This is a genomic window from Atlantibacter sp. MEI4A-1023, assembly GCF_056155425.1.
The window spans coordinates 4099902-4123949 of record NZ_CM149568.1 but is presented as its reverse complement, the minus strand read 5'-3'; the positions used below and the strand labels follow the sequence as shown (position 1 = coordinate 4123949).

Genomic DNA, 24048 nt, shown 5'->3' with positions numbered 1-24048 from the left:
CTTCATTACACTACGCCAGCGCGCAGCAGATCGTGCATATGTACCACACCCATTAACTGGTCGCCATCCGCCACCAGAACGGAGGTAATATGCCGTGATTGCATCAGGTTCAGCGCATCCACCGCCAGGGTGCCAGGGCGAACGCGTACGCCGCCAGGGGTCATCACCTCGGCAATGCTCAGGGTACGAACATCAGCATCCATATCCAGTACGCGACGTAAATCGCCGTCGGTAAAGATGCCTTCGATTTTCATCAGGTCATCGCAAACCACTACCATACCCAGCCCTTTACGGGTGATCACCAGCAGCGCATCACGTAATGACGCTTCTTTGCTGACGTGTGGGATTTCATCGCCGCTGTGCATTATATCGTTGACGCGCAACAATAACTTACGCCCCAGTGCGCCGCCGGGGTGGGAGAGGGCGAAATCTTCTGCCGTAAAACCGCGCGCTTTTAATAATGCCACAGCCAGCGCGTCACCCATTACTAAGGTGGCGGTCGTGCTGGTGGTAGGGGCCAGCCCTAACGGGCAGGCTTCCTGCGGCACATGAATACACAAATGAATGTCTGCGGCTTTCGCCATGGCGCTTTCCGGGCGGCTGGTCATGCAAATCATCGGGACGCGCAGGCGCTTGAGCACCGGGATCAGCGCAAGGATTTCATTGGATTCCCCGGAGTTGGAGATCGCAATCACCACATCCTGGGCGGTGACCATGCCGAGGTCGCCGTGGCTGGCTTCGCCAGGGTGAACGAAGAACGCAGGCGTACCGGTACTGGCGAACGTTGCCGCCATTTTTTTACCGATATGGCCGGACTTGCCCATTCCCATTACGATCACTTTGCCCGCGCAGTAAAACATCAGTTCGCAGGCCTTCACGAAATCTTCATTGATGTACTGATCAAGCTGTGCCAGACCTTCACGTTCAATATCCAGGACATCTTTCCCGGCCCTTTGAAAGTCAAAACCCGGCTGCAAATCTATGTGCGACATATGCGTTTCCGATTCATCCAATGAGATAAGATGAGCCCCAAAAAAGCAGCACCATCCATAACATAAAACCGATCAATAACCCTGCGCCGGTGCGTTTGCCGATATGGCGGGCACGTCGCCAGCAAAACAGAGCAAACAGGGCGCTAACCCCTAACATCACCCCGTAGTCACGGGTAAACGCGAGGGCGTTGATCGCGCCGGGCGCCAGCAACGCCGGTAAACCTAATACAATGGCGATATTATAAATGCTGGAGCCGATGATGTTGCCGATAGCGATATCATCTTCACCTTTACGCACGCCAGCAATAGCCGTGGCCAGCTCCGGCAAACTGGTGCCGATGGCAATAACCGTCAGGCCAATAGTGAGCTCATCAACGGCAAAGTAATGCGCCACTACCGTCGCGTTGTCGATCACCATGCGTGTAGCCATAGGCATAATAATCAGCGCCACGGCTAACCACAGAAACGCTACCGGTAGCGTGCCGCCGCGCGGCAGTTCGGCCAGTTGCTCGCGCGTCAGGCTGTCATTGCCCTGTTGCTGCGCAAGCTTTGCGATTTTAACGACAAACCACAGGTAACACACGGCAATCAGTAATAAAACTATGCCATCGGTGCGCGACAGGGCCCCGTCATAGAGAAATAAGCCTGCCAGCGCGCTCATCAGCAACATTAGCGGCAATTCGCGGCGAAGAATATCGGAATGCACGGTAAATGGATGCAGTAATGCCGCCAGGCCAGCGATTAACAGAATATTGGTTATATTTGAGCCCAGCGCTGTACCTACGGCTAAATCCAGTTGCCCATGCAGCGCTGCCGCGACCGATACCATGATTTCTGGTAGGGATGTCCCGACGCTCACCACCGTCATGCCGATAATCAATGGAGGTATATTAATGGAGCGACACAGTAACGAAGCCGCGAAAACCAGTCTATCGGCGCTATAAACCACCAGAAATAAACCAATTACTAACAGCATCGTTGCTAACAGCATGCAAAGTCCTTTCTTCAGGTATAATCGCCGGCCCACTTTACCTGATGTACTGGCCGCTCAGAGGGAAAGACTCAGGATGGTTGTGAATTCTTAATTTTGACTTTTAGCGTCCGAAAAGTAAAACAAATGCCAGCTTTGGCTAACTCTGGTGGGTAATAATCTGTAAAAATGTTGGGTTTATGGTGATGTTACGCGCCATGCTTAACCTGAAAATCACTTAAAGGATAAGTTGATGAGCCAGGCTGACTCAAATCTGGTTGAGATCCAGGGGATGCGTTTTACCCGCGGGAATCGTTGTATCTTCGATGATATTTCGCTGACCGTACCCCGAGGAAAAATCACGGCCATCATGGGGCCGTCGGGGATTGGTAAAACCACGCTCCTGCGCTTGATTGGCGGCCAGATCCAACCCGATTGCGGCGAAATTTTATTTGATGGCGAGAATATTCCCGCCATGACGCGCTCACGCCTGTATACGGTGCGTAAGCGTATGAGCATGCTTTTCCAGTCCGGCGCGCTGTTTACGGACATGAACGTTTATGAAAACGTGGCTTACCCGCTGCGGGAGCACACGCATCTGCCCGCGCAGTTGCTGAAAACAACGGTCATGATGAAACTGGAAGCCGTCGGGCTGCGCGGCGCGGCGAAACTCATGCCGTCGGAACTCTCTGGCGGGATGGCGCGGCGTGCTGCGCTGGCGCGCGCCATTGCGCTTGAACCGGATCTGATCATGTTTGACGAACCGTTTGTCGGGCAAGACCCCATCACGATGGGTGTGCTGGTCAAACTGATTTCCGAACTGAACAGCTCGCTGGGCGTGACCTGTATTGTAGTGTCGCACGATGTGCCCGAAGTGTTAAGTATCGCGGATTACGCCTATATCGTCGCTGATAAACGCATCGTCGCCCACGGGCAGGCGCAAGCGCTGCAAACCAACACCGACCCGCGCGTCAGGCAGTTCCTGGATGGCAACGCCGACGGGCCTGTACCCTTCCGTTATCCTGCTGGCGATTACCAGCACGATCTTTTACCTGGAACAGGGAGTTAAGCCACTCATGCTGTTAAATGCACTGGCATCGTTAGGCCATCGCACGCTGAAAAGCTGCGCGTCCTTTGGTCGTGCCGGTTTGATGTTATTCAATGCGTTGGTTGGGAAACCGGAATTCCGCAAGCACACGCCGCTATTGCTGCGCCAGCTGTATAACGTCGGCGTGCTGTCGATGATTATTATCATGGTTTCCGGCGTTTTTATCGGCATGGTGCTGGGGCTGCAAGGCTATCTGGTCTTGACGACCTATAGCGCGGAAACCAGCCTCGGTATGCTGGTGGCGCTGTCGTTATTGCGCGAGCTGGGTCCGGTGGTGGCGGCGCTACTGTTCGCCGGACGCGCCGGTTCGGCGTTAACGGCGGAAATTGGCCTGATGCGCGCCACCGAACAGCTCTCCAGCATGGAAATGATGGCGGTCGACCCGTTACGCCGGGTGATATCTCCGCGCTTTTGGGCGGGTGTGATCTCACTGCCGCTGCTGACCATTATTTTCGTCGCGGTAGGGATCTGGGGCGGGGCGCTGGTCGGCGTCAGCTGGAAAGGCATCGATGCGGGCTTCTACTGGTCGGCGATGCAAAGCGCCATCGACTGGCGCATGGATCTGGTCAACTGTCTGATTAAAAGCGTAGTTTTTGCCATTACGGTAACGTGGATCGCGTTATTCAATGGTTATGACGCTATCCCGACTTCAGCAGGGATTAGCCGGGCAACTACACGTACTGTTGTGCACGCATCGCTGGCCGTTCTCGGCCTGGATTTTGTGCTTACTGCACTGATGTTTGGGAATTAAGTCATGCAAACGAAGAAAACTGAAATCTGGGTCGGCGTTTTTATGCTGGTAGCACTGCTGGCGGCGCTGTTCATCTGCCTGAAAGTGGCGAATGTCACGTCGATGCGCACGGAGCCGACGTACCGTATTTATGCCACTTTCGATAATATCGGCGGCCTGAAAGCGCGTTCGCCGGTGCGTGTCGGCGGGGTGGTGGTTGGCCGGGTTGCCGACATTGAACTCGATCCGAAAACTTATTTACCGCGTGTCGCCATGGACATTGAAGATCGCTATAACCAAATCCCGGATACCAGCTCCTTGTCGATCCGCACTTCAGGGTTACTGGGCGAACAATACCTGGCGCTGAATATCGGTTTCGACGATCCTGAGCTAGGATCTTCAATTCTGAAAGAGGGCGGCACTATTCAGGATACCAAGTCCGCCATTGTGCTCGAAGACCTGATTGGTCAGTTCCTCTACAAGAGCAACAGCAGCGAGAATCAGAATCCAGGCGATGCGCCAGCGCCTGGCACCGAACATAATGGATCCATGCCTCAAAACGGCACGACGAACTAACTGGAGAATTACACTATGTTTAAACGTCTGTTAATGGTCGCCATGCTGGTGATCGCCCCGTTGGCGCACGCTGCCGATCAGTCCAATCCGTATAAGCTGATGACTGAAGCGGCACAGAAAACCTTTGATCGTCTTAAGAACGAACAACCGCAAATTCGTAAAAATCCGGATTACCTGCGCCAGGTGGTGGATCAGGAACTGCTGCCTTACGTGCAGGTTAAATACGCCGGTGCGCTGGTATTAGGCCGCTACTATAAAGACGCGACCCCTGCGCAGCGCGACGCCTATTTTGCCGCGTTCCGTGAATACCTGAAACAGGCTTATGGCCAGGCGCTGGCGATGTATCACGGCCAGACTTATCAGATTGTGCCGGAACAACCGCTGGGCGATGCCACGATCGTGCCGATTCGCGTCACCATTGTCGATCCTAACGGCCGTCCGCCGGTACGCCTGGATTTCCAGTGGCGTAAGAATACCCAAACGGGTAACTGGCAGGCATATGACATGATTGCCGAAGGCGTCAGCATGATCACCACCAAGCAAAACGAGTGGAGCGACCTGCTGCGTACCAAAGGTATCGACGGCCTGACCGCGCAACTGCAGTCAATTTCCCGTCAACCGATCACCCTGGACGATAAAAAATAATGACAGAGGCTCTGGAGTGGCGACGTGAGGACGAACGGTTAGTTCTGCGCGGCGAACTCGATCAGGAAACCGTGGTCGCGCTGTGGGAACGGCGCGAAGCGGCGATGGCGGGTATTGAGGTGATTGATCTTAACGCCCTGAGCCGCGTTGACACGTCCGGCCTGGCGCTGTTGCTGCACCTGGTTGATCTCGGCAGGCAGAGCGGTAAAACCGTGATCCTGACCGGGATGAGCGATAACTTAGCCACCCTCGCTAAGCTTTATAACCTGCCTGACGGACTTTTACCTGCCAGGGTATTCTAACCTTTTCAGTTAATTACTCTGAAAGCCTCGCAAACTATCATTGCGGGGCTTTTTGTTTGTTTAAGCGCGCCTCACTTTCCTCTAAAATGTTTGGCCTGTTTTCACTTAACGACGAATAGAGAACCCCATGGAAAATCATGAAATCCAGACAGTGCTGATGAATGCGCTGCCCCTTCAGGAAGTTCACGTTACCGGCGACGGCAGTCACTTCCAGGTTATTGCAGTGGGTGACCTGTTTGCAGAGATGAGCCGAGTGAAAAAACAGCAGACGGTTTACGGCCCGTTAATGGGGCTGATTGCCGAGAACCGCATTCATGCGGTGTCGATCAAAACGTACACGCCGCAAGAGTGGGCGCGCGACCGCAAGTTAAGTGGTTTTTAAGCTGTGGGCCTTGTGCCGGCAGCCTGTGTGATTATTAAGAGATAAATTTCCATGGATAAATTTCGTGTACAAGGTCCGTGCCGCCTTCAGGGCGAGGTAACAATCTCCGGCGCTAAAAACGCGGCGTTGCCGATCCTGTTCGCTGCGCTGCTGGCGGAAGAACCGGTAGAAATCCAGAACGTACCGCAGCTCAAAGACATCGACACCACCATGAAACTGCTGAGCCAACTGGGTACCAAAGTTGAGCGCAACGGTTCCGTATGGATTGATGCCAGCAACGTCAACATTTTCTGTGCGCCTTATGAGCTGGTGAAAACCATGCGCGCCTCTATTTGGGCGTTAGGGCCGCTGGTGGCGCGTTTTGGTCAGGGCCAGGTCTCCTTGCCGGGCGGCTGCGCTATCGGCGCGCGTCCGGTCGATCTGCATATCGTCGGCCTTGAGCAACTCGGCGCTGAGATCAAACTGGAAGAGGGTTATGTGAAAGCCTCCGTCCAGGGCCGTCTTAAAGGCGCTCATATCGTGATGGATAAGGTAAGCGTTGGCGCAACGGTGACGATTATGTCCGCTGCGACGCTGGCTGAAGGCACCACAATCATTGAAAACGCCGCCCGTGAGCCGGAAATTGTCGATACCGCCAACTTCCTGAATACTCTGGGTGCGAAAATCACCGGTATGGGCACAGACCGCATCGTTATCGAAGGCGTTGAGCGTCTGGGCGGCGGTGTTTACCGTGTTCTGCCGGACCGTATCGAAACCGGGACCTTCCTGGTCGCCGCTGCCGTTTCCGGCGGCAAAGTGGTGTGTCGCAATACCCGCCCGGACACCCTTGATGCGGTGTTGGCAAAACTGCGTGAAGCGGGTGCCGACATCGACGTGGGCGAAGACTGGATCAGCCTGGATATGCACGGTAAGCGCCCGAAAGCGGTTAATGTGCGCACCGCGCCGCATCCGGCGTTCCCAACGGATATGCAGGCGCAGTTCACCCTGCTGAATCTGGTGGCAGAAGGTACGGGCGTGATCACCGAAACCATTTTCGAAAACCGCTTTATGCATGTGCCAGAACTGATTCGTATGGGCGCGCATGCTGAAATCGAGAGCAATACCGTGATTTGCCACGGCGTGGAAACGCTGTCCGGTGCTCAGGTTATGGCGACAGATTTACGCGCTTCGGCAAGCCTGGTGCTGGCGGGCTGTATTGCTCAGGGCGCCACCTATGTCGATCGCATTTATCATATTGACCGTGGTTATGAGCGTATTGAAGAAAAATTACGGAGTTTAGGCGCTAATATCGAGCGTGTAAAAGCCAGTTAATTCTGGTAGTGGCGCATTTAATCGCGCCATCCGCCTGCACAGGAAGCCGGGGCATTGCCCCGGCTTTTTTAATTTAACGCGATCGAATTAGCTGCGAGCGATCGATAAACTCGTGGGTAATCGGGTCGTAATAACGGGAGGGCCAAATCAGCCAGGGCTCCACGCCCAGCGCATCGGCAATAATGCGCTCCCCTTTGGGCCACGGGCGCGTCAGCGCGTTGGCCAGCGTTGATGAACTCAGCCCTGCTTTTCGTGACTCAGCCGCTAAAGAGGTCCCTCTTTTGCGTAACCCTGCGATAATGTCTGCCGGATGCCAGTCTGTGACTTTCTTTTGCATGTTTTCCCTCTATACAAAAATGACGCACGCTTTCGTCTGCTGTTTTTTCCTGCAACAGATATAACATGAAAAGTTCCGAATAGTTCCTGTTAGTTTTAGATATAACCAGAAGTGTGCACAGATACGCATTATTTAATGCAAGCGATAGACGTTGACGGGAAAATTTCTGCGCCAGACGGCGCAGAAACAGGAGAGGGAAGGGAATTAATGATCGCGCTGAACAGACATATGCGCCAGTGCGATTAATGCCTCACGGTAAGGCGTGTCAGGCAGCACATCCAGGGCAGCGATGGCTTTATCCGCCTCTTCTTCAGCACGCTGGCGCGTCCATTCCAGCGAACCGCATTCCGCCATAGCGTGAAGCACCGGATCGAGAAGATGACGGCCATTACCCTGCTGAATGGCGTCACGGATCATCTTCGCCTGATCCTCTGTTCCATTCCACATGGCATGCAGCAACGGCAACGTTGGCTTCCCTTCATTGAGATCGTCGCCGACGTTTTTACCCAGCCGTTCGCCGTCTGCGCTGTAATCCAGCAAATCGTCAATCAGCTGGAACGCGGTGCCCAGATAGCGCCCATAATCCTGCAACGCCTGTTCCTGAACATCGCTGGCGCCTGCCAGGATGCCGGAGCATTGTGATGCCGCCTCGAAAAGCCGCGCGGTTTTGCTGTAAATAACCCGCATATAGCTCTCTTCTGTGATGTCAGGATCGTTGACGTTCATCAGCTGAAGGACTTCGCCTTCCGCAATGACGTTAACGGCCTCAGACATCACGCCCAGCACTTTTAGCGAACCGAGCTGGGTCATCATTTGGAACGCGCGGGTATAAATGAAATCGCCCACCAGTACGCTGGCGGCGTTACCGAATGCCGCGTTGGCTGTGGCTTTACCCCGGCGCATATCGGATTCATCCACGACGTCGTCGTGCAGAAGCGTGGCGGTATGAATAAACTCGATCAGCGCCGCAATGGTCACGTGCGCGTTGCCCTGGTAATCCAGCGCGCGAGCGGAAAGCACGGCAATCATCGGGCGGATGCGCTTACCGCCACCGCTCACAATGTAATAGCCTAACTGGTTGATAAGCTGAACATCCGAGTTGAGTTGCTCAAGGATGGTCGCATTAACGCCCGCCATATCTTGCGCGGTTAACTCATTAATTTTTTCTAAATTCATCGCAAAAGTCTGGCTATCGTCCTGTTTACCACAAGTAACAATGGAAGAACGTAAGATAGTAGGGTTGAAGACGTAGGGTTGATTGTACCGTAAAAACGTAGCAGATAAACGTCACCATCAATGTTGTGTTTTTTTTCTGCGCTGTTTCACGACAGGACTTGTCAAAGGCTCACGTTTTGCGTAATATTCGCGCCCTATTGTGAATATTTGTAGCGCACTCTGAATCCTATAGAAGGCGTGCGCGGAAGCGGAGTTTTATATGTACGCGGTTTTCCAAAGTGGTGGTAAACAACACCGAGTAAGCGAAGGTCAGACCGTTCGCCTGGAAAAGCTGGACATCGCAACTGGCGAAGCTGTTGAGTTCGCTGAAGTTCTGATGATCGCAAACGGTGAAGATGTCAAAATCGGCGTTCCTTTCGTTGATGGCGGCGTAATCAAAGCTGAAGTTGTTGCTCACGGTCGTGGCGAGAAAGTTAAAATCGTTAAGTTTCGTCGTCGTAAACACTACCGTAAGCAGCAAGGCCATCGTCAGTGGTTCACTGATGTGAAAATCACTGGCATCAGCGCTTAATACAGGGGAGCAGATTAAATGGCACACAAAAAGGCTGGCGGCTCAACTCGTAACGGTCGCGATTCCGAAGCTAAACGTCTGGGCGTGAAACGCTTTGGCGGTGAAGCAGTTCTGGCAGGCAGCATCATCGTTCGTCAACGTGGCACCAAATTCCACGCTGGCTCGAACGTAGGTTGCGGCCGTGACCACACTCTGTTCGCTTTGACTGACGGTAAAGTTAAGTTCGAAGTTAAAGGTCCGAAAAACCGTAAATTCATCAGCATCGTTGCTGAATAAGTTTTTCGTGTCCCGGTAACGGATTGAGCCCCGCACTTGTTGCGGGGCTTTTTACATTCCGTATCTGGAAAATTCTCCAGGGATTTTCATGAAACAGCAGGCTGGCATCGGTATCCTTCTGGCGCTTACCACAGCGATTTGTTGGGGCGCGCTTCCCATAGCAATGAAACAGGTGCTGACGGTAATGGAACCGCCTACGGTGGTGTTTTATCGCTTCCTGATGGCATCTATTGGGTTAGGCGCTATTCTGGCCATGAAGGGCAAGCTGCCGCTGTTAAAAATGTTTCGTAAACCGCGTTGGCTGATTCTGTTGGCTATCGCGACCGGAGGACTGTTCGGCAACTTTATTCTGTTCAGTTCTTCGCTGCAGTATTTAAGCCCGACGGCGTCGCAGGTGATTGGTCAACTGTCGCCCGTGGGAATGATGGTAGCCAGCGTTTTTATCCTCAAAGAGAAGATGCGTGGAACCCAGATTGTGGGGGCCATTATGCTGCTGTCCGGTCTGGTGATGTTTTTCAACACCAGCCTGATTGAGATCTTCACACGTCTAACGGATTACACGTGGGGCGTTATTTTCGGCGTGGGTGCCGCGACGGTTTGGGTGAGTTATGGCGTTGCGCAGAAAGTATTGCTGCGACGGCTGGCCTCGCAACAGATCCTCTTTTTGCTGTACACTTTATGTACTATTGCGATGTTCCCGTTGGCCGATCCTGAGGTCATCGGGCAATTAAGCACCTGGCAACTGGCATGCCTGGTTTTTTGCGGTTTGAACACGCTGGTAGGTTATGGCGCGCTCGCTGAAGCGATGGCGCGTTGGCAGGCGTCGCAGGTCAGTGCGCTGATTACGCTGACCCCGTTATTTACCCTGCTGTTTTCGGACTTGTTATCCATTGCCTGGCCCGATTTCTTCGCCAAACCGATGCTCAACGTATTGGGTTATGTCGGTGCGTTTGTCGTGGTTGCGGGCGCGATGTATTCCGCCATTGGTCATCGTCTCTGGGGACGCTGGCGTAAAAGCGAAGCGGTAGTCACGCTACCCCGCTCGGGCGAATGATTTACGGAGAAGTAAAATGAAGTTTGTTGATGAAGCAACGATTCTGGTCGTCGCGGGTGATGGCGGCAACGGTTGCGTTAGCTTCCGTCGTGAGAAGTATATCCCGAAAGGCGGCCCTGACGGCGGCGACGGCGGTGATGGCGGCGACGTCTGGCTGGAAGCTGACGAGAACCTGAATACCCTGATCGACTACCGTTTCGAGAAAGCATTCCGCGCCGAACGCGGACAGAACGGCCAGAGCCGCGACTGTACCGGTAAACGTGGCAAAGATGTTTCGGTGAAAGTGCCGGTCGGGACGCGCGTTATCGATCAGGGCACCGGTGAGACTATGGGTGATATGACCAAACACGGTCAGCGCCTAATGGTGGCGAAGGGCGGCTGGCACGGTCTGGGCAACACCCGTTTCAAATCGTCGGTCAACCGTACCCCGCGTCAGAAGACCATGGGTACGCCGGGCGAGAAACGCGATCTGCAACTGGAGCTGATGTTGCTGGCTGACGTGGGTATGCTCGGCTTGCCGAATGCCGGTAAATCGACCTTTATCCGTGCGGTTTCCGCAGCAAAACCAAAAGTCGCGGATTATCCGTTTACCACTCTGGTGCCAAGCCTGGGTGTGGTGCGTATGGATAACGAGAAGAGCTTTGTGGTTGCCGATATCCCTGGCCTGATTGAAGGCGCAGCGGAAGGCGCGGGTCTCGGTATCCGTTTCCTTAAGCACCTTGAACGCTGCCGCGTATTGTTGCACCTGATTGATATCGACCCGATTGATGGTTCCGATCCAGTAGAAAACGCCCGCGTGATCGTTGGCGAGCTGGAAAAATACAGCGAGAAGCTGGCTGCGAAACCGCGTTGGTTAGTATTCAATAAAATCGATCTGATCGATCGTGAAGAGGCGGAACAACGCGCGAAAGCGATTGCCGATGCGTTGGGCTGGGAAGGGGAATATTACCTCATCTCCGCAGCCACCCAGCAGGGCGTGAACCCGCTGTGTTGGGACGTGATGAACTTCATCATCGAGAACCCTATCACGCAGGAAAATGCCGAGAACGGCCCGGAAAAAGTCGAATTCATGTGGGATGACTATCACCGTCAGCAGCTTGAAGAGATGGAAGCTGAAGACGATGATGACTGGGACGACGACTGGGATGAAGATGACGACGAAGGCGTCGAAATCATCTACGAACGTTAACAAAAAAGGCCGGGTTTCCCCGGCCTTTTCCATTTAGTTATTCTGGTAAATGTCTTTGTACAGGCGGCTTTCAAAACGCACCAGCGGAATGCGTCGGTTGCGCTGATTGGCCGGTTCAACGGCGTAGCCGGACAAATACTGAATAAATGCCATCTTCTGACCGCTTGCGGTGGTGATAAACCCGGCCAGGTTGTACACGCCCTGTAGCGAACCGGTTTTCGCCGACACTTTCCCGTTTACGCCCGCCTCGTGAAGCCCGGCGCGATACTGCAACGAGCCGTCATAGCCAGCCAGAGGCAGCATCGAAATGTAATTCAACTGGGCATCATTCTGCGCGATGTACTGAAGCACCTGCATCATGGTGGCGGGGGAAATCAGGTTGTGGCGCGACAGGCCGGAACCATCAACCACAATACTGTTGCCCAAATCGACGCCCGCTTTCTGGCGCAGGATCTGGCGCACCGCATCAGCACCTGCGCGCCAGGTTCCCGGTACGCCGAAGTACTCGTGGCCAATGGTGCGAAACACGGTATCGGCAATCATGTTGTCAGATTTTTTTAGCATGATTTTTAGCAAATCATGGAGCGGTGGCGACTGCTTGCTGGCGATAACCGTTGCCTGCGGATTGGGCTGCGTTTGACGCAACAGCGTGCCGCTGTAGCTGATGCCCGCCGTTTTCAACTCCGATTTTAAAATCGCACCGGCATAGCCCGCGCCGTCCTGAATGGCAAACGCCAGCGGCAGCGGGTCCGCTCGCTGCGTCAGGCAACCGGTCAGGGTAAAGCGGTTCAAATCGCCGGGCACCACGTCCAGCTCGCAATACTGCGCTTCAGGCGAGCCTTTAGGCAAGGTTTTTACTTGGCTGAACATGGTGACCGGGTAGTAAGAGGCGATACGGATAAACGCCATATCGCCCGGTTTTGGCGCGCTGTAGAGCGAAATAGAAAAACAGTTACGGTCAACAATCGCGGCGGACGGCGGAGCGCTGAAGCATTGCGTCATATCGTTCCACGGCCAGCCCGGCGCTTTATCGTGGCTGGCGAAAACCGAGGTATCAATCAACACGTTTCCTTTGATTTCCTGAATACCGGTTTTTTTCAGCGCCGCGACTAAATTGCGTATATCCTGGCGTTTGAACGTGGGGTCGCCACCGAAGCGCAGGATCACATCACCGTTCAGCACGCCGTTCTCTTGGCTACCCCGGCTTTCCAGCGAGGTGGTGAAGCGATAGTCAGGGCCCAACTGCAATAGCGCCGCCAGCGCCGTAATCACCTTCTGAGTACTGGCGGGCAGAGCCATCTGCTGGCTGTGATAATCAATTGCCGGGGTTTGGCTGCCGACTTTCTGCACCATCAGCGCAAGGTTTGTGCCGGCGGGGAGTTGATTGATATATTCTTCAACGTTTGCTGCATTTGCAGTCAACGCCATACTTGTGGCCAATCCAATGACAAATCTGGTAAATCGCATAATCTCGCGGTAACAGCCTGGAAACGTGCCGTCATACTACGGTGCATCGTACGGTAAAGTAAACGATGACCCTCAGGGAACTTCAGGTTAAAATGCATATCAAAATGCAAAATCGTTCCTGACCTGGTGCCATGCTCCGGGTCGGTTTTTTTTTGTTTGTTACCCGGCGCCTGCGGGTGTTGGCCGGGGCGACATACTGGCCGTAGCGGGGATCACCGCTGCGAAAAGGACTGTTTAAGAGGTATAAAAATGCAAGCGATTCCGATGACCTTACGTGGTGCTGATAAATTGCGCGAAGAGCTGGATTTCCTGAAATCCGTTCGTCGTCCGGAGATCATTGCCGCGATTGCCGAAGCGCGTGAACATGGAGACCTGAAAGAGAATGCTGAATATCACGCCGCGCGTGAGCAGCAGGGTTTTTGTGAAGGGCGCATCAAAGATATCGAAGCCAAGCTCTCCAATGCCCAGGTGATTGATATCACTAAAATGCCAAACAATGGCCGCGTGATTTTCGGTTCAACCGTGACCGTGCTGAATCTGGATTCTGATGAAGAGTTAAGCTACCGCATTGTGGGTGATGACGAGGCAGATTTTAAGCAAAACCTGATCTCGGTAAACTCACCGATTGCGCGTGGACTGGTAGGAAAAGAAGTCGACGACGTTGTGGTAATCAACACCCCGGGTGGGCAAGTTGAGTTCGAGATCGTTAAAGTCGAATATCTTTAATAACGGCGATTACGGACGCACATTTTCGGCATAATCCGAATGGTTAAAGAATATACGTCTGAGTGGCAAGTTGGGCAGCAGGCGTTAGATAAAAATCATTATGATTGCGGAACGAAAATTTGCGGCTATTGTAAAGCCAGGTAAAAGGCCGCGATGCGGCCTTTTAACATCACACAGAGCATGGCATTTTGCTCAGCGCTGCCACATTATTGTTACAATTATGTGGCTCATCCGACGATGATTAACGCGGCAGGCTAATTTTGCGCTCTTGTGAAGGACGGTACAGAACGAGCGTTTTACCGATAACCTGGACATTACAGGCGCCGGTTTCCCGCACGATGGCCTCAACGACCAGGGTTTTTGTTTCGCGGTCTTCCGTGGCGATCTTCACCTTGATCAGCTCATGATGCGTAAGCGCTTGTTCAATCTCGGCCAGTACCCCTTCGGTCAAACCATTATTGCCAAGCATAACTACGGGCTTGAGCGGATGTGCCAGACCTTTCAGGTGCTGTTTTTGTTTAGTACTCAGATTCATCGGTTTTTTTACTTACGTTGGGATTGAAAACGGTTCATTCTACCGCCATCTCCCATTAATACCCAACAGATTTCAAATTGTACTGCGATGCGAAAGTGCAGGGTATTCAGCCTGACGGCATGTGGGTATCACGATGAACCCGGATGGAAATTGAAATGACAGGTAAAAAGCGTTCTGCCAGCTCGAGCCGCTGGCTCCAGGAACACTTTAGCGATAAATATGTTCAACAGGCTCAGAAAAAAGGGTTGCGTTCCCGAGCCTGGTTTAAACTTGATGAAATACAGCAAAGTGACAAACTTTTTAAGCCAGGAATGACGGTTGTCGATCTTGGCGCTGCACCCGGCGGTTGGTCCCAATATGTGGTGACGCAGATAGGCGGTCAGGGTCGCATTATCGCATGCGATCTTTTACCTATGGATCCTATCGTCGGTGTGGACTTTATTCAGGGCGATTTTCGTGATGAATTAGTCGTGAAAGCGCTGCTGGAGCGTGTAGGTGAGAGTAGAGTACAGGTTGTCATGTCAGATATGGCGCCAAATATGAGCGGGACACCTGCTGTTGATATTCCTCGCTCCATGTATCTGGTCGAACTGGCTCTGGATATGTGTCGCGATGTGTTGGCGCCGGGTGGTAGTTTTGTAGTGAAGGTGTTCCAGGGCGAAGGTTTCGATGAGTATCTTAGGGATATTCGCTCCCTGTTTACGAAGGTAAAAGTTCGTAAGCCGGATTCTTCTCGTGCCCGTTCACGTGAAGTTTACATTGTAGCGACTGGGCGCAAACTATAGTACCCTGACGCTGTTTGTTAACACAGTTGTAATATGAGGTTAATCCCTTGAGTGACATGGCGAAAAACCTAATACTCTGGCTGGTCATTGCCGTAGTGCTGATGTCAGTATTCCAGAGCTTTGGGCCCAGCGAGTCGAATGGCCGTAGGGTGGATTACTCTACCTTCTTGCAGGAAGTTAACCAGGATCAGGTTCGCGAAGCGCGTATCAACGGACGTGAAATCAACGTTACCAAGAAAGACAGTAACAAATACACGACTTATATCCCCGTTAACGATCCGAAGCTGCTTGATAACCTGATTACCAAAAACGTAAAAGTGGTTGGCGAGCCGCCGGAAGAGCCGAGCCTGCTGGCTTCCATCTTCATTTCCTGGTTCCCAATGCTGTTGCTGATTGGCGTCTGGATCTTCTTTATGCGCCAGATGCAGGGCGGCGGCGGTAAAGGCGCCATGTCGTTCGGTAAGAGTAAGGCGCGCATGCTGACCGAAGACCAGATTAAAACCACTTTTGCCGACGTCGCCGGTTGCGATGAAGCGAAAGAAGAAGTGGGCGAACTGGTTGAATACCTGCGCGAACCGAGCCGCTTCCAGAAGCTGGGCGGTAAGATCCCGAAAGGCGTCCTGATGGTCGGCCCTCCGGGTACCGGTAAAACCCTGCTGGCGAAAGCCATTGCGGGCGAAGCGAAGGTGCCATTCTTTACCATTTCCGGCTCTGACTTCGTAGAGATGTTTGTCGGTGTCGGCGCATCCCGTGTGCGCGATATGTTCGAACAGGCTAAAAAAGCCGCGCCGTGCATCATCTTTATCGATGAAATCGACGCCGTAGGCCGTCAGCGTGGCGCTGGGCTGGGCGGTGGTCATGACGAACGCGAACAAACGCTGAACCAGATGCTGGTTGAGATGGACGGCTTCGAAGGTAACGAAGGCATTATCGTTATCGCGGCGACTAACCGTCCGGACGTCCTTGACCCGGCGCTGCTGCGTCCAGGCCGTTTCGACCGTCAGGTTGTGGTTGGCCTGCCGGACGTGCGCGGTCGTGAGCAGATCCTGAAAGTGCATATGCGTCGCGTTCCGCTGTCTCCGGACATTGATGCCGCCATCATTGCGCGCGGTACGCCGGGCTTCTCCGGTGCCGATCTGGCGAACCTGGTGAACGAAGCCGCACTGTTTGCCGCCCGCGGTAACAAGCGCGTTGTGTCGATGGTTGAATTTGAAAAAGCGAAAGACAAAATCATGATGGGTGCGGAACGCCGCTCCATGGTGATGACCGAAGCGCAGAAAGAATCCACCGCGTATCACGAAGCAGGCCACGCCATTATTGGCCGCCTGGTGCCGGAACACGATCCGGTGCATAAAGTGACGATTATCCCGCGCGGTCGTGCGCTGGGTGTGACTTTCTTCCTGCCGGAAGGCGACGCGATTAGCGCCAGCCGCCAGAAACTGGAAAGCCAGATCTCTACGCTGTACGGCGGTCGCCTTGCTGAAGAGATTATTTACGGTGCTGAGCATGTTTCTACCGGTGCGTCCAACGATATCAAAGTGGCGACGAACCTGGCACGTAACATGGTCACCCAATGGGGCTTCTCCGACAAACTCGGTCCGCTGCTGTATGCGGAAGAAGAGGGCGAAGTTTTCCTGGGACGCAGCGTAGCGAAAGCGAAACATATGTCTGATGAAACCGCGCGTATCATCGACCAGGAAGTGAAAGCGTTGATTGAGCGTAACTACAATCGCGCCCGCACCATCCTGAATGACAACATGGATATTCTCCACGCCATGAAAGACGCATTGATGAAGTATGAAACCATCGATGCGCCGCAGATTGACGACCTGATGGCTCGCCGCCACGTGCGTCCGCCAGCAGGCTGGGAAGATCCAGGCACTAACAACTCTGATAACAATGGCACCCCGCAAGCGCCGCGTCCGATTGACGAACCGCGTACGCCGAACCCGGGCAATACCATGTCAGAACAGTTGGGCGACAAGTAAGCTTTAATGAAGCGGTAATGATAAAACCCTGGGCATGCCCGGGGTTTTTTTTGGTATGTGTAATGGTCTCAAGGATTAACGATGAAACTCTATGCCCAGGGATCCACGCTGGATCTTTCGCACCCTCATGTGATGGGAATTCTTAACGTCACACCGGATTCTTTTTCTGACGGCGGCAAGCACAACCGACTGGTTGATGCGGTGAAACATGCTAACGCCATGATTAATGCCGGGGCGACGATTATTGACGTGGGCGGCGAATCAACACGGCCTGGCGCTGATGAAGTCAGCGTGGATGAAGAGTTAGCGCGAGTGATCCCGGTCGTTGAGGCTATCGCGCAACGTTTTGAAGTGTGGGTTTCCGTTGATACCTCGAAACCCGACGTTATTCTCGCGTCTGCCAGAGCAGGCGCGCATATCATTAACGATATCCGTTCATTGCAGGAGCCTGGCGCGCTGGAAGCCGCTGCGCAAACCGGCCTGCCGGTTTGTCTGATGCATATGCAGGGCGAACCGCGCACCATGCAAAATGCGCCACATTATGACGACGTCTTTGAAGCGGTGAATCGCTATTTTGTTGTTCAAATCGCGCGTTGCGAAGCGGCGGGAATCGCAAAAGAGAAATTGTTGCTCGACCCGGGGTTTGGTTTCGGTAAAAATCTTCACCACAATTATCAACTTCTCGCCAGGCTATCAGAATTTCATCATTTCGAACTACCGCTATTAGTGGGAATGTCGCGTAAATCTATGGTCGGCCAGTTACTGAATGTCGGGCCGACAGAGCGATTGAGCGGCAGCCTTGCCTGTGCTGTGATCGCGGCGATGCAGGGGGCGCAAATTATTCGCGTCCATGATGTTAAAGAGACGGTAGAAGCAATGAGAGTTGTCGAAGCTACACTTTCAGCGAAGGATAAAAAACGCTATGAGTAACCGTAAATATTTTGGCACCGATGGCATCCGTGGGCGCGTAGGGGATGCGCCAATTACTCCTGACTTTGTGCTTAAACTGGGCTGGGCCGCTGGCCAGGTGCTGGCGCGTCATGGTTCACGTAAAATTATTATCGGTAAAGATACCCGTATTTCTGGCTATATGCTGGAATCCGCACTGGAAGCAGGCCTTGCCGCTGCGGGATTGTCGGCGATGTTCACTGGCCCGATGCCAACGCCTGCGGTAGCCTATTTAACCCGTACCTTCCGTGCTGAAGCGGGGATTGTGATTTCTGCCTCCCATAACCCGTTTTATGACAACGGCATCAAATTCTTCTCCATCGACGGCACCAAATTGCCTGACGAAGTGGAAGAAGCCATTGAAGCCGAAATGGAAAAAACCATTACCTGTGTAGATTCCGCACAGCTCGGTAAAGCTACCCGTATCGTGGATGCGGCAGGCCGCTATATTGAGTTTTGCAAAGCGACTTTCCCCAATGAACTCAACCTGAACGGCCTGAAAATCGTGGTGGATTGCGCCAATGGCGCGACATACCACATTGCGCCAAACGTCCTGCGCGAGCTGGGTGCCCAGGTGATTGCCGTGGGCTGCGATCCGGATGGCGTTAACATCAACGAAAAATGCGGCGCGACCGATGTCCGTATGCTTCAGGAACGTGTCGTGGCTGAGAAAGCCAACCTGGGCATTGCATTTGACGGCGATGGCGACCGTGTGATTATGGTCGACCATGAAGGTAACAAAGTCGATGGCGACCAAATTCTTTATATCATCGCCCGGGAAGGCTTGCGCCAGGGCAAACTGCGCGGCGGTGCAGTGGGTACGCTGATGAGCAACATGGGGCTGGAAGTAGCGTTGAAGCAGCTCGGTATCCCGTTTGCCCGCGCTAAAGTTGGCGACCGCTACGTACTGGAAAAAATGCAGGAAAATGGCTGGCGCATCGGTGCGGAAAACTCCGGTCACGTGATACTGCTCGACCAGACCACTACCGGCGATGGCATTGTGGCGGCGCTACAGGTATTAACCGCGATGGCCAGAAACCATATGAGCCTGCACGATCTGTGCAGCGGCATGAAGCTGTTCCCACAGGTGCTGGTGAACGTACGATTCACTGCTGGCAGCGGCGACCCGCTGGAAAGCGCTCAGGTGAAAGCGGTCACCGCCGAAGTCGAACAGGCGCTGGGCAATCGTGGCCGCGTGCTGTTGCGTAAATCTGGCACCGAGCCGTTAATCCGCGTGATGGTAGAGGGTGAAGACGAAGCGCAGGTCACTGCATTTGCCAACCGGATTGCCGACGCGGTTAAAGCTGCATAAAAAACGAAGCGCCGGAATTCCGGCGCTTTTTTATCAGGCGATGTCGGGATTTGCCTGGCGTTTCCGTAATGCCACCCCGCCGATCAGCATCAGCAACACCATTCCCGCCAGCCACGGTAGAATATTTACCAAATGCCCGGCGCGCAGAAACGTCAACACCAGCATCAGCAACCATCCACCCAGCATCGGCGGCGCGGTGCGCTTTACAATTTCCACCGGCGATACGCCAGCAATCCCCGCGATAGCAATGATCACCCCGGCAATAGGCGAAAGCGTGCGCCCAATCCCCGCAGAAAGCTGGACAGGTAACATCATTACGGCTACATCACTACAAATATGCTTACTGATTTCCGGCACCATCGGCGCGAAGGAGAAAAATGCCGCATTTCCTGACCCCATCAGCGCAGAGATAGAGAAAGTAATTAACGTCATCAGAAGAATAATCGACGCCGCGCTGAGCCCAAACTCGCTGGACATATTCAGCAGCGCGTCCACCGCGCCGGTGGCTTTTAGCCCGGCGGAGAACACCTCACCGGCGATAATCAGCGTGACCACGGTCGCAAACACGCTTCCCATACTGTCGAATACGCGCTGTAACCCGGCCATCACGTTACGGGCACTACGATGACGTAAGTACTCACAAACCAGACTGATAAAGACGCTGATAAGCACCGCCGTATCCAGAGTGATACGCAAGCTGCTAAACGCCAGGCTGCTACAGAGCAACATCAGCACCAGCGGCAGCATCGGCAGGAACATATAGAAAAGCGGCGCTGGCTGGCCTTCATTCTCTTTGAGGGTAACGTCGGCCTGTTGCGTGATGTTTTCCGGTTGACGCTTATCAAAAAAGCGCTGCACGACCACGTGAAGCAGTGCGATTAACAGCACGACAGGAACCACGACCGGCAGCTGGTCGTGAACAAAATACTCAACGACTTCTATGCCTGCGGTTTTGGCGGCCAGCACCGAGTTACCGGAACCAGGACCAAACTCAACGGCGCAGGTGCTGGCGATCACCGCTGCAACCGCCGCGCGGCTACATCCCAGGCGCGTCAGCAACGGGTAAAGCGTCGCCATGAGCAGCAGGCCCAGCCCGGTTGCGCTGCTGATAAACAGTGATAAAAACTGGCCGAGGAGTAATGCCAGGCCGAGCAATAAATAAGGCGAGTTGAGTTTTTGCAGCGGGCGAGAGGTCAGGCGCACCAGAACCTGGCTGGCGCCAATGGCGGACATATACACCGCAAACCCGCCGATCAGCATGATCTGCAAACCCAGCCCACCAAGCCGTACGCTCAGGGTATCGCGAATAAACTCAAACGTATCGAAGGCGCTGACGCCGGTGGTTTTCTTCACCAGCGCGGTGATATCCGACATGCTGAAAATCTGGGCGATAAACAGCAGCGCCAGGCCGGTTAACAGCAGCACCGCCTGGGGATTATATTTTTTTAGGATCAGCCGACCGGCAAAAATCACCGCGAGCAGTGCGATCAGTAATGACATGGCCAGTCCCTCACTCAAAATTGCCGCGGACCAGACATTCGCCAGATGCGAACATCAGTTGTCCGGCAGCGTAAGTCTGATAAAGCGACAGGTCGTCGTTAAGCACGCAGAGATCGGCGCGCTCGCCCACGGCGATACGGCCGCCGCTGATGCCTAAAGAGTCGGCAACGTTCGACGTCAGCATTGCCAGCGCCTGATCCACCGGAATACCGGCATCAACAAGACGCGGCAGCAGGCGAATATTGCCGTCAACCGGGGCGGCGGAAAGCCCTTCCACCACGCCGTTGGCGTTGAAACGCGGCACGCTGCCGTTACCATCGGAACTGATGGTGATGTTTTGCGGCGCGACGCCGGATCCCAGCGCATGAACAATCGCCTCTTCCTGCAATGTATAGCGGCTGCCGCCAGAGGTGACATCAATTGTGCCGCCGCGCCGGGCGAAAGCAATCGCCTGCTCGAACAGCGGCGCGGTGCGGGCAACGTGCGTCGGGGAAAGGTGGTGAATAGGTATACCGGCATCACATATTGCATTCAGCGCGGCGAACCCGTCAGGCAACCCGCCAAGATGAATATGCAGCAGGCCTTTTTTCCCGGCCAGCAGGGCGGCGACGCGAATGTCGCTTACCAGCCGCAACAGCTCCTGCACCGTTGGAAAAGAGCCGCGATGATCGGCAAGGGCAATCTTGACGCCCAAAATGGCAGGAATAAATGCGATATCGTCCCTCACATTACCGGTAAGGGTGCGGGTGGGCAGTTCGTAAGAACCGGTATGCATAAACGCCCGAATCCCTTCAAGATTCAGCGCCTGCATTTTGGCGTACAAATTCTTTGGTGAACGCGAGATCCCATCGGTACCCAGCACGCCAACCACGGTCGTGATGCCTGCGGAAATCAGGCGAGTCAGGTTACACGCTGGCGTTCTGCTGGCAAATCCCGCTTCGCCGCCGCCGCCGGTTAAATGAACATGCTGATCGATAAATCCGGGGACCAGCCATTTCCCTTTACAGTCGTGTGTAGTCACCGGGAAAGGGAGCGCCGGGGCGGTCTCGCTAATGCTGACAATCTTATCGCCGTAGAGTAAGACGGACTGCCTGCCTAAATCCTGTGGTGCAAAAACCCTGGCATTGGTCAGTAACGTAAACATATCAGGCCTGCTGTTAGTGTGAAAAAGGGAAGGTAAAGCATGGCGGCTTAGGAATATGAGAATTGAAATCAGTGCCGCTGCACTAAAAGGTAAAGTTTTACTTTTTGTGTGGCTATTGCGGATTTAGTATCGGGTGATACCGAAACGGCATAGCAGGGCAATACACATGGACAGTAAATGGCTGGAGGATTTCTTAAGCCTGACTCGGCACGGTAATTTTTCTCTGGCTGCACGCGAGCGATGCGTCACCCAACCGGCGTTTAGCCGCCGCGTTAAGGCGCTGGAGGAAACGCTGGGCGCGCCGCTATTTGACCGCACTACTACGCCCGTGACGCTCACGCGCTACGGTGCACGCTTTGAGCCTTACGCCAGGCAGGTGGTCTCAACGCTCAAAGAGGCGCAACACGAGCTATCGTGCATGCTGCCGCAAACCGATAACACTATCGTGATGGTGAGTTTGCATACTCTGTCGATTAATGTCCTGCCGGATATGATTAATTATCTTCATCGCACTTACCCTGAGGCCAGCTTTACGGTGAACGCCTGTATGCAAGGTATCGATAATCACTTCAATGCGTTGCTGAATCGCCAGATCGATTTGCTGATCACCTACGATCTGTTACAGGCCCAGCCATCGCTTGAAACGGCGGAACAGCTAAAGCGCACGGTCTGGCGTTATGAGCGGTTTATTCCCGTCATGGCTGCGCCTCTGCTGCCGCTTATCGCGGATGAGAGCAGCGCTATTCCCTGGCTGCGCTACAGTGACTACACGTTTGTGCAGCAAATTATCGCGCCTGCTGAAAAACAGGTCGCTTCCCGGCTCAGGCCGGTGTTTGAAAGCGGGCTCAGCGAGAGTATCCGCGAAATGGTGCTGCGGGGGATGGGGCTGGCGTGGCTGCCGGAATCGACGATTGCGGAGCAACTTGCCAGCGGTGAACTGATACAACTCTGGCCGGACAATCCCTCCCGGCAGCGCGAAATCGCGATTGTGATTTGGTGCCAGCGTCAGGAGAATCGCCCAATTCTTAGCCTTTGCTGGGAGAAATTGTCCCGAAAGTCACATGGTTGATGTTTTTTTCTGCAAACGCACAAGGATGGTGAAAATGGTCTTGCGTGCCACCCTGGCTTTGGTTAGTATTCACACCCGCTTCAGTGGGGAATGACAAACGCCTCCCACTTTACTTGGTGAAGCAATTGGTATGCGGTAACCCGCAAGGAACAGGTTGATTATGTACGAAGCTCTTTTGGTAGTTTTCCTTATTGTAGCCATTGGCCTGGTAGGTCTGATCATGCTGCAACAAGGTAAAGGCGCTGATATGGGAGCCTCCTTCGGAGCAGGCGCTTCCGCCACGCTGTTCGGTTCAAGTGGTTCTGGTAACTTCATGACCCGCATGACGGCTATTCTGGCGACGCTGTTCTTCATCATCAGCCTGGCTCTGGGTAATATCAATAGCAACAAAACCAATAAAGGAAGCGAGTGGGATAACCTGAACGCGCCAGCTCAGACTGAGAAAGTTCAGGACGCCGCGCCGGCTAAGCCGACCAGCGATATCCCGCAATAAGTTGTCAGCTTCAGTACGGTTATCGACGAAGCCGTACACAAAGTGCCGAGGTGGTGGAATTGGTAGACACGCTACCTTGAGGTGGTAGTGCCCGATTGGGCTTACGGGTTCAAGTCCCGTCCTCGGTACCAAATCATAGCAAAATTTGCATTTTAAACGTTTTAGGCGTAGTATTTGCCACGTTTTCGGACGCGGGGTGGAGCAGCCTGGTAGCTCGTCGGGCTCATAACCCGAAGGTCGTCGGTTCAAATCCGGCCCCCGCAACCACTTTCCCTGAAAGTTTTTTTTCAAATAGACTGTGATGAGCGGTTGACGCTTTACACTATGAATTTTGAAAGAAAATTCTCTCGGAAGTGTCCGGGCCGCGCTTGCGGCTTACAGGGTTCAGTTATTAAAAGCCCCGATTTATCGGGGTTTTTTGTTATCTGAGTTAATAATAACTGGGCTTTATGCCCTTTTTTT

26 protein-coding genes and 2 tRNA genes are annotated in these 24048 nt (G+C 53.7%); 20 read left to right on the top strand and 8 right to left on the bottom strand.

Translation table 11 applies throughout. The features are described from left to right. Window positions 1–5: 5 nt before the first annotated feature. Both kdsD and ACVV26_RS19570 read right to left on the bottom strand, forming a co-directional pair. Window positions 6–992: an arabinose-5-phosphate isomerase KdsD gene (gene kdsD, locus ACVV26_RS19575; RefSeq protein ID WP_474798939.1), complete on the bottom strand. Its 987-nt coding sequence runs from the start codon at window positions 990–992 to the stop codon at window positions 6–8. Window positions 993–1005: 13 nt separating this feature from the next. Next, window positions 1006–1983: a calcium/sodium antiporter gene (locus ACVV26_RS19570; protein ID WP_474798938.1), complete on the bottom strand. Its 978-nt coding sequence runs from the start codon at window positions 1981–1983 to the stop codon at window positions 1006–1008. A gap of 232 nt (window positions 1984–2215) precedes the next feature. Between ACVV26_RS19570 and mlaF the strand changes: the two genes are divergently transcribed. From mlaF to murA, 7 genes are all read left to right on the top strand, one after another. Continuing rightward, window positions 2216–3031: a phospholipid ABC transporter ATP-binding protein MlaF gene (mlaF, locus tag ACVV26_RS19565; RefSeq protein WP_474798937.1), complete on the top strand. Its 816-nt coding sequence runs from the start codon at window positions 2216–2218 to the stop codon at window positions 3029–3031. 7 nt (window positions 3032–3038) lie between these two features. Further along, window positions 3039–3821: a lipid asymmetry maintenance ABC transporter permease subunit MlaE gene (gene mlaE, locus ACVV26_RS19560; RefSeq protein WP_312983899.1), complete on the top strand. Its 783-nt coding sequence runs from the start codon at window positions 3039–3041 to the stop codon at window positions 3819–3821. A 3-nt stretch (window positions 3822–3824) separates the two neighbouring features. Further along, window positions 3825–4376 (top strand): outer membrane lipid asymmetry maintenance protein MlaD, encoded by a 552-nt coding sequence (mlaD, locus tag ACVV26_RS19555; protein ID WP_474798936.1) that lies wholly within the window; start codon window positions 3825–3827, stop codon window positions 4374–4376. A 15-nt stretch (window positions 4377–4391) separates the two neighbouring features. Then, complete coding sequence (gene mlaC, locus ACVV26_RS19550; RefSeq protein ID WP_474798935.1) at window positions 4392–5021, top strand: phospholipid-binding protein MlaC; 630 nt, start codon at window positions 4392–4394, stop codon at window positions 5019–5021. Further along, window positions 5021–5323, top strand: coding sequence for a lipid asymmetry maintenance protein MlaB (gene mlaB, locus ACVV26_RS19545; protein WP_474798934.1), 303 nt, complete (start codon window positions 5021–5023; stop codon window positions 5321–5323). Before mlaC ends, mlaB begins: the two co-directional genes overlap by 1 nt. Before the next feature lie 127 nt (window positions 5324–5450). After that, complete coding sequence (ibaG, locus tag ACVV26_RS19540; protein ID WP_002434217.1) at window positions 5451–5705, top strand: BolA family iron metabolism protein IbaG; 255 nt, start codon at window positions 5451–5453, stop codon at window positions 5703–5705. A gap of 51 nt (window positions 5706–5756) precedes the next feature. Beyond that, window positions 5757–7016 carry a UDP-N-acetylglucosamine 1-carboxyvinyltransferase gene (gene murA, locus ACVV26_RS19535; protein WP_474798933.1) on the top strand — a complete coding sequence of 420 codons (1260 nt, stop codon included), beginning with the start codon at window positions 5757–5759 and terminating at the stop codon, window positions 7014–7016. Between the two features lie 73 nt (window positions 7017–7089). On the opposite strand, the gene sfsB is transcribed toward murA, so the two are convergent. Further along, window positions 7090–7353 (bottom strand): DNA-binding transcriptional regulator SfsB, encoded by a 264-nt coding sequence (gene sfsB, locus ACVV26_RS19530; RefSeq protein WP_474798932.1) that lies wholly within the window; start codon window positions 7351–7353, stop codon window positions 7090–7092. A gap of 204 nt (window positions 7354–7557) precedes the next feature. Then, window positions 7558–8529, bottom strand: coding sequence for an octaprenyl diphosphate synthase (gene ispB, locus ACVV26_RS19525; protein WP_312985222.1), 972 nt, complete (start codon window positions 8527–8529; stop codon window positions 7558–7560). 259 nt (window positions 8530–8788) lie between these two features. Here ispB and rplU point away from each other — a divergent pair, with 259 nt between their 5' ends. From rplU to cgtA, 4 genes are all read left to right on the top strand, one after another. Further along, window positions 8789–9100 (top strand): 50S ribosomal protein L21, encoded by a 312-nt coding sequence (gene rplU, locus ACVV26_RS19520; RefSeq protein ID WP_002434221.1) that lies wholly within the window; start codon window positions 8789–8791, stop codon window positions 9098–9100. Between the two features lie 18 nt (window positions 9101–9118). Continuing rightward, window positions 9119–9376: a 50S ribosomal protein L27 gene (gene rpmA, locus ACVV26_RS19515; protein WP_017457338.1), complete on the top strand. Its 258-nt coding sequence runs from the start codon at window positions 9119–9121 to the stop codon at window positions 9374–9376. 88 nt (window positions 9377–9464) lie between these two features. After that, entirely contained in the window at window positions 9465–10430 is a 966-nt protein-coding gene (locus ACVV26_RS19510; protein ID WP_312985220.1) for a DMT family transporter, read from the top strand. Window positions 10431–10446: 16 nt separating this feature from the next. Then, window positions 10447–11619, top strand: coding sequence for an Obg family GTPase CgtA (gene cgtA / locus ACVV26_RS19505; protein WP_474798931.1), 1173 nt, complete (start codon window positions 10447–10449; stop codon window positions 11617–11619). A 33-nt stretch (window positions 11620–11652) separates the two neighbouring features. On the opposite strand, the gene dacB is transcribed toward cgtA, so the two are convergent. Beyond that, the gene (dacB, locus tag ACVV26_RS19500; RefSeq protein ID WP_474798930.1) at window positions 11653–13086 is read right to left on the bottom strand and encodes a serine-type D-Ala-D-Ala carboxypeptidase; all 1434 of its coding nucleotides are present in this window, start codon (window positions 13084–13086) and stop codon (window positions 11653–11655) included. Window positions 13087–13335: 249 nt separating this feature from the next. Here dacB and greA point away from each other — a divergent pair, with 249 nt between their 5' ends. Then, entirely contained in the window at window positions 13336–13812 is a 477-nt protein-coding gene (gene greA / locus ACVV26_RS19495) for a transcription elongation factor GreA (RefSeq protein ID WP_312985214.1), read from the top strand. 241 nt (window positions 13813–14053) lie between these two features. Here greA and yhbY read toward each other — a convergent pair whose 3' ends face one another. Next, the gene (yhbY, locus tag ACVV26_RS19490; RefSeq protein WP_125294245.1) at window positions 14054–14347 is read right to left on the bottom strand and encodes a ribosome assembly RNA-binding protein YhbY; all 294 of its coding nucleotides are present in this window, start codon (window positions 14345–14347) and stop codon (window positions 14054–14056) included. A 155-nt stretch (window positions 14348–14502) separates the two neighbouring features. Between yhbY and rlmE the strand changes: the two genes are divergently transcribed. The 4 genes from rlmE (at window position 14503) to glmM (ending at window position 19380) form a co-directional block, all read left to right on the top strand. Beyond that, window positions 14503–15132, top strand: coding sequence for a 23S rRNA (uridine(2552)-2'-O)-methyltransferase RlmE (gene rlmE / locus ACVV26_RS19485; RefSeq protein ID WP_474801924.1), 630 nt, complete (start codon window positions 14503–14505; stop codon window positions 15130–15132). A gap of 56 nt (window positions 15133–15188) precedes the next feature. Continuing rightward, on the top strand, window positions 15189–17120 hold the full coding sequence (gene ftsH, locus ACVV26_RS19480; protein ID WP_040459606.1) for an ATP-dependent zinc metalloprotease FtsH: 1932 nt from the start codon (window positions 15189–15191) through the stop codon (window positions 17118–17120). 81 nt (window positions 17121–17201) lie between these two features. After that, the gene (gene folP, locus ACVV26_RS19475) at window positions 17202–18050 is read left to right on the top strand and encodes a dihydropteroate synthase (protein WP_474798929.1); all 849 of its coding nucleotides are present in this window, start codon (window positions 17202–17204) and stop codon (window positions 18048–18050) included. Next, complete coding sequence (gene glmM, locus ACVV26_RS19470; protein WP_474798928.1) at window positions 18043–19380, top strand: phosphoglucosamine mutase; 1338 nt, start codon at window positions 18043–18045, stop codon at window positions 19378–19380. The genes folP and glmM overlap by 8 nt, the downstream gene beginning before the upstream one ends. 33 nt (window positions 19381–19413) lie before the next feature. Here the strand turns inward: glmM and dcuC are convergent, their stop codons facing one another. After that, window positions 19414–20880, bottom strand: a complete 1467-nt coding sequence (gene dcuC, locus ACVV26_RS19465) for a C4-dicarboxylate transporter DcuC (protein ID WP_474798927.1) — start codon at window positions 20878–20880, stop codon at window positions 19414–19416. A 10-nt stretch (window positions 20881–20890) separates the two neighbouring features. Further along, window positions 20891–22024 carry a beta-aspartyl-peptidase gene (iadA, locus tag ACVV26_RS19460; RefSeq protein WP_474798926.1) on the bottom strand — a complete coding sequence of 378 codons (1134 nt, stop codon included), beginning with the start codon at window positions 22022–22024 and terminating at the stop codon, window positions 20891–20893. A 166-nt stretch (window positions 22025–22190) separates the two neighbouring features. Between iadA and ACVV26_RS19455 the strand changes: the two genes are divergently transcribed. The 4 genes from ACVV26_RS19455 to ACVV26_RS19440 all read left to right on the top strand — a co-directional run bounded on the left by ACVV26_RS19455 (window position 22191) and on the right by ACVV26_RS19440 (window position 23853). Further along, the gene (locus tag ACVV26_RS19455) at window positions 22191–23093 is read left to right on the top strand and encodes a LysR family transcriptional regulator (RefSeq protein WP_474798925.1); all 903 of its coding nucleotides are present in this window, start codon (window positions 22191–22193) and stop codon (window positions 23091–23093) included. 160 nt (window positions 23094–23253) lie between these two features. Continuing rightward, window positions 23254–23586, top strand: coding sequence for a preprotein translocase subunit SecG (secG, locus tag ACVV26_RS19450; protein ID WP_125294252.1), 333 nt, complete (start codon window positions 23254–23256; stop codon window positions 23584–23586). Window positions 23587–23630: 44 nt separating this feature from the next. Continuing rightward, window positions 23631–23717 (top strand) — tRNA-Leu (locus ACVV26_RS19445). A 59-nt stretch (window positions 23718–23776) separates the two neighbouring features. Further along, a tRNA-Met gene (locus tag ACVV26_RS19440) sits at window positions 23777–23853 on the top strand. Window positions 23854–24048 lie beyond the last annotated feature (195 nt).

Excerpts from the sequence above, each read along its gene's own strand:
- kdsD (WP_474798939.1), bottom strand. The coding sequence starts at position 992 with ATGTCGCACATAGATTTGCAGCCGGGTTTTGACTTTCAAAGGGCCGGG.
- ACVV26_RS19570 (WP_474798938.1), bottom strand. The coding sequence starts at position 1,983 with ATGCTGTTAGCAACGATGCTGTTAGTAATTGGTTTATTTCTGGTGGTT.
- mlaF (WP_474798937.1), top strand. The coding sequence starts at position 2,216 with ATGAGCCAGGCTGACTCAAATCTGGTTGAGATCCAGGGGATGCGTTTT.
- mlaE (WP_312983899.1), top strand. The coding sequence starts at position 3,039 with ATGCTGTTAAATGCACTGGCATCGTTAGGCCATCGCACGCTGAAAAGC.
- mlaD (WP_474798936.1), top strand. The coding sequence starts at position 3,825 with ATGCAAACGAAGAAAACTGAAATCTGGGTCGGCGTTTTTATGCTGGTA.
- mlaC (WP_474798935.1), top strand. The coding sequence starts at position 4,392 with ATGTTTAAACGTCTGTTAATGGTCGCCATGCTGGTGATCGCCCCGTTG.
- mlaB (WP_474798934.1), top strand. The coding sequence starts at position 5,021 with ATGACAGAGGCTCTGGAGTGGCGACGTGAGGACGAACGGTTAGTTCTG.
- ibaG (WP_002434217.1), top strand. The coding sequence starts at position 5,451 with ATGGAAAATCATGAAATCCAGACAGTGCTGATGAATGCGCTGCCCCTT.
- murA (WP_474798933.1), top strand. The coding sequence starts at position 5,757 with ATGGATAAATTTCGTGTACAAGGTCCGTGCCGCCTTCAGGGCGAGGTA.
- sfsB (WP_474798932.1), bottom strand. The coding sequence starts at position 7,353 with ATGCAAAAGAAAGTCACAGACTGGCATCCGGCAGACATTATCGCAGGG.
- ispB (WP_312985222.1), bottom strand. The coding sequence starts at position 8,529 with ATGAATTTAGAAAAAATTAATGAGTTAACCGCGCAAGATATGGCGGGC.
- rplU (WP_002434221.1), top strand. The coding sequence starts at position 8,789 with ATGTACGCGGTTTTCCAAAGTGGTGGTAAACAACACCGAGTAAGCGAA.
- rpmA (WP_017457338.1), top strand. The coding sequence starts at position 9,119 with ATGGCACACAAAAAGGCTGGCGGCTCAACTCGTAACGGTCGCGATTCC.
- ACVV26_RS19510 (WP_312985220.1), top strand. The coding sequence starts at position 9,465 with ATGAAACAGCAGGCTGGCATCGGTATCCTTCTGGCGCTTACCACAGCG.
- cgtA (WP_474798931.1), top strand. The coding sequence starts at position 10,447 with ATGAAGTTTGTTGATGAAGCAACGATTCTGGTCGTCGCGGGTGATGGC.
- dacB (WP_474798930.1), bottom strand. The coding sequence starts at position 13,086 with ATGCGATTTACCAGATTTGTCATTGGATTGGCCACAAGTATGGCGTTG.
- greA (WP_312985214.1), top strand. The coding sequence starts at position 13,336 with ATGCAAGCGATTCCGATGACCTTACGTGGTGCTGATAAATTGCGCGAA.
- yhbY (WP_125294245.1), bottom strand. The coding sequence starts at position 14,347 with ATGAATCTGAGTACTAAACAAAAACAGCACCTGAAAGGTCTGGCACAT.
- rlmE (WP_474801924.1), top strand. The coding sequence starts at position 14,503 with ATGACAGGTAAAAAGCGTTCTGCCAGCTCGAGCCGCTGGCTCCAGGAA.
- ftsH (WP_040459606.1), top strand. The coding sequence starts at position 15,189 with ATGGCGAAAAACCTAATACTCTGGCTGGTCATTGCCGTAGTGCTGATG.
- folP (WP_474798929.1), top strand. The coding sequence starts at position 17,202 with ATGAAACTCTATGCCCAGGGATCCACGCTGGATCTTTCGCACCCTCAT.
- glmM (WP_474798928.1), top strand. The coding sequence starts at position 18,043 with ATGAGTAACCGTAAATATTTTGGCACCGATGGCATCCGTGGGCGCGTA.
- dcuC (WP_474798927.1), bottom strand. The coding sequence starts at position 20,880 with ATGTCATTACTGATCGCACTGCTCGCGGTGATTTTTGCCGGTCGGCTG.
- iadA (WP_474798926.1), bottom strand. The coding sequence starts at position 22,024 with ATGTTTACGTTACTGACCAATGCCAGGGTTTTTGCACCACAGGATTTA.
- ACVV26_RS19455 (WP_474798925.1), top strand. The coding sequence starts at position 22,191 with ATGGACAGTAAATGGCTGGAGGATTTCTTAAGCCTGACTCGGCACGGT.
- secG (WP_125294252.1), top strand. The coding sequence starts at position 23,254 with ATGTACGAAGCTCTTTTGGTAGTTTTCCTTATTGTAGCCATTGGCCTG.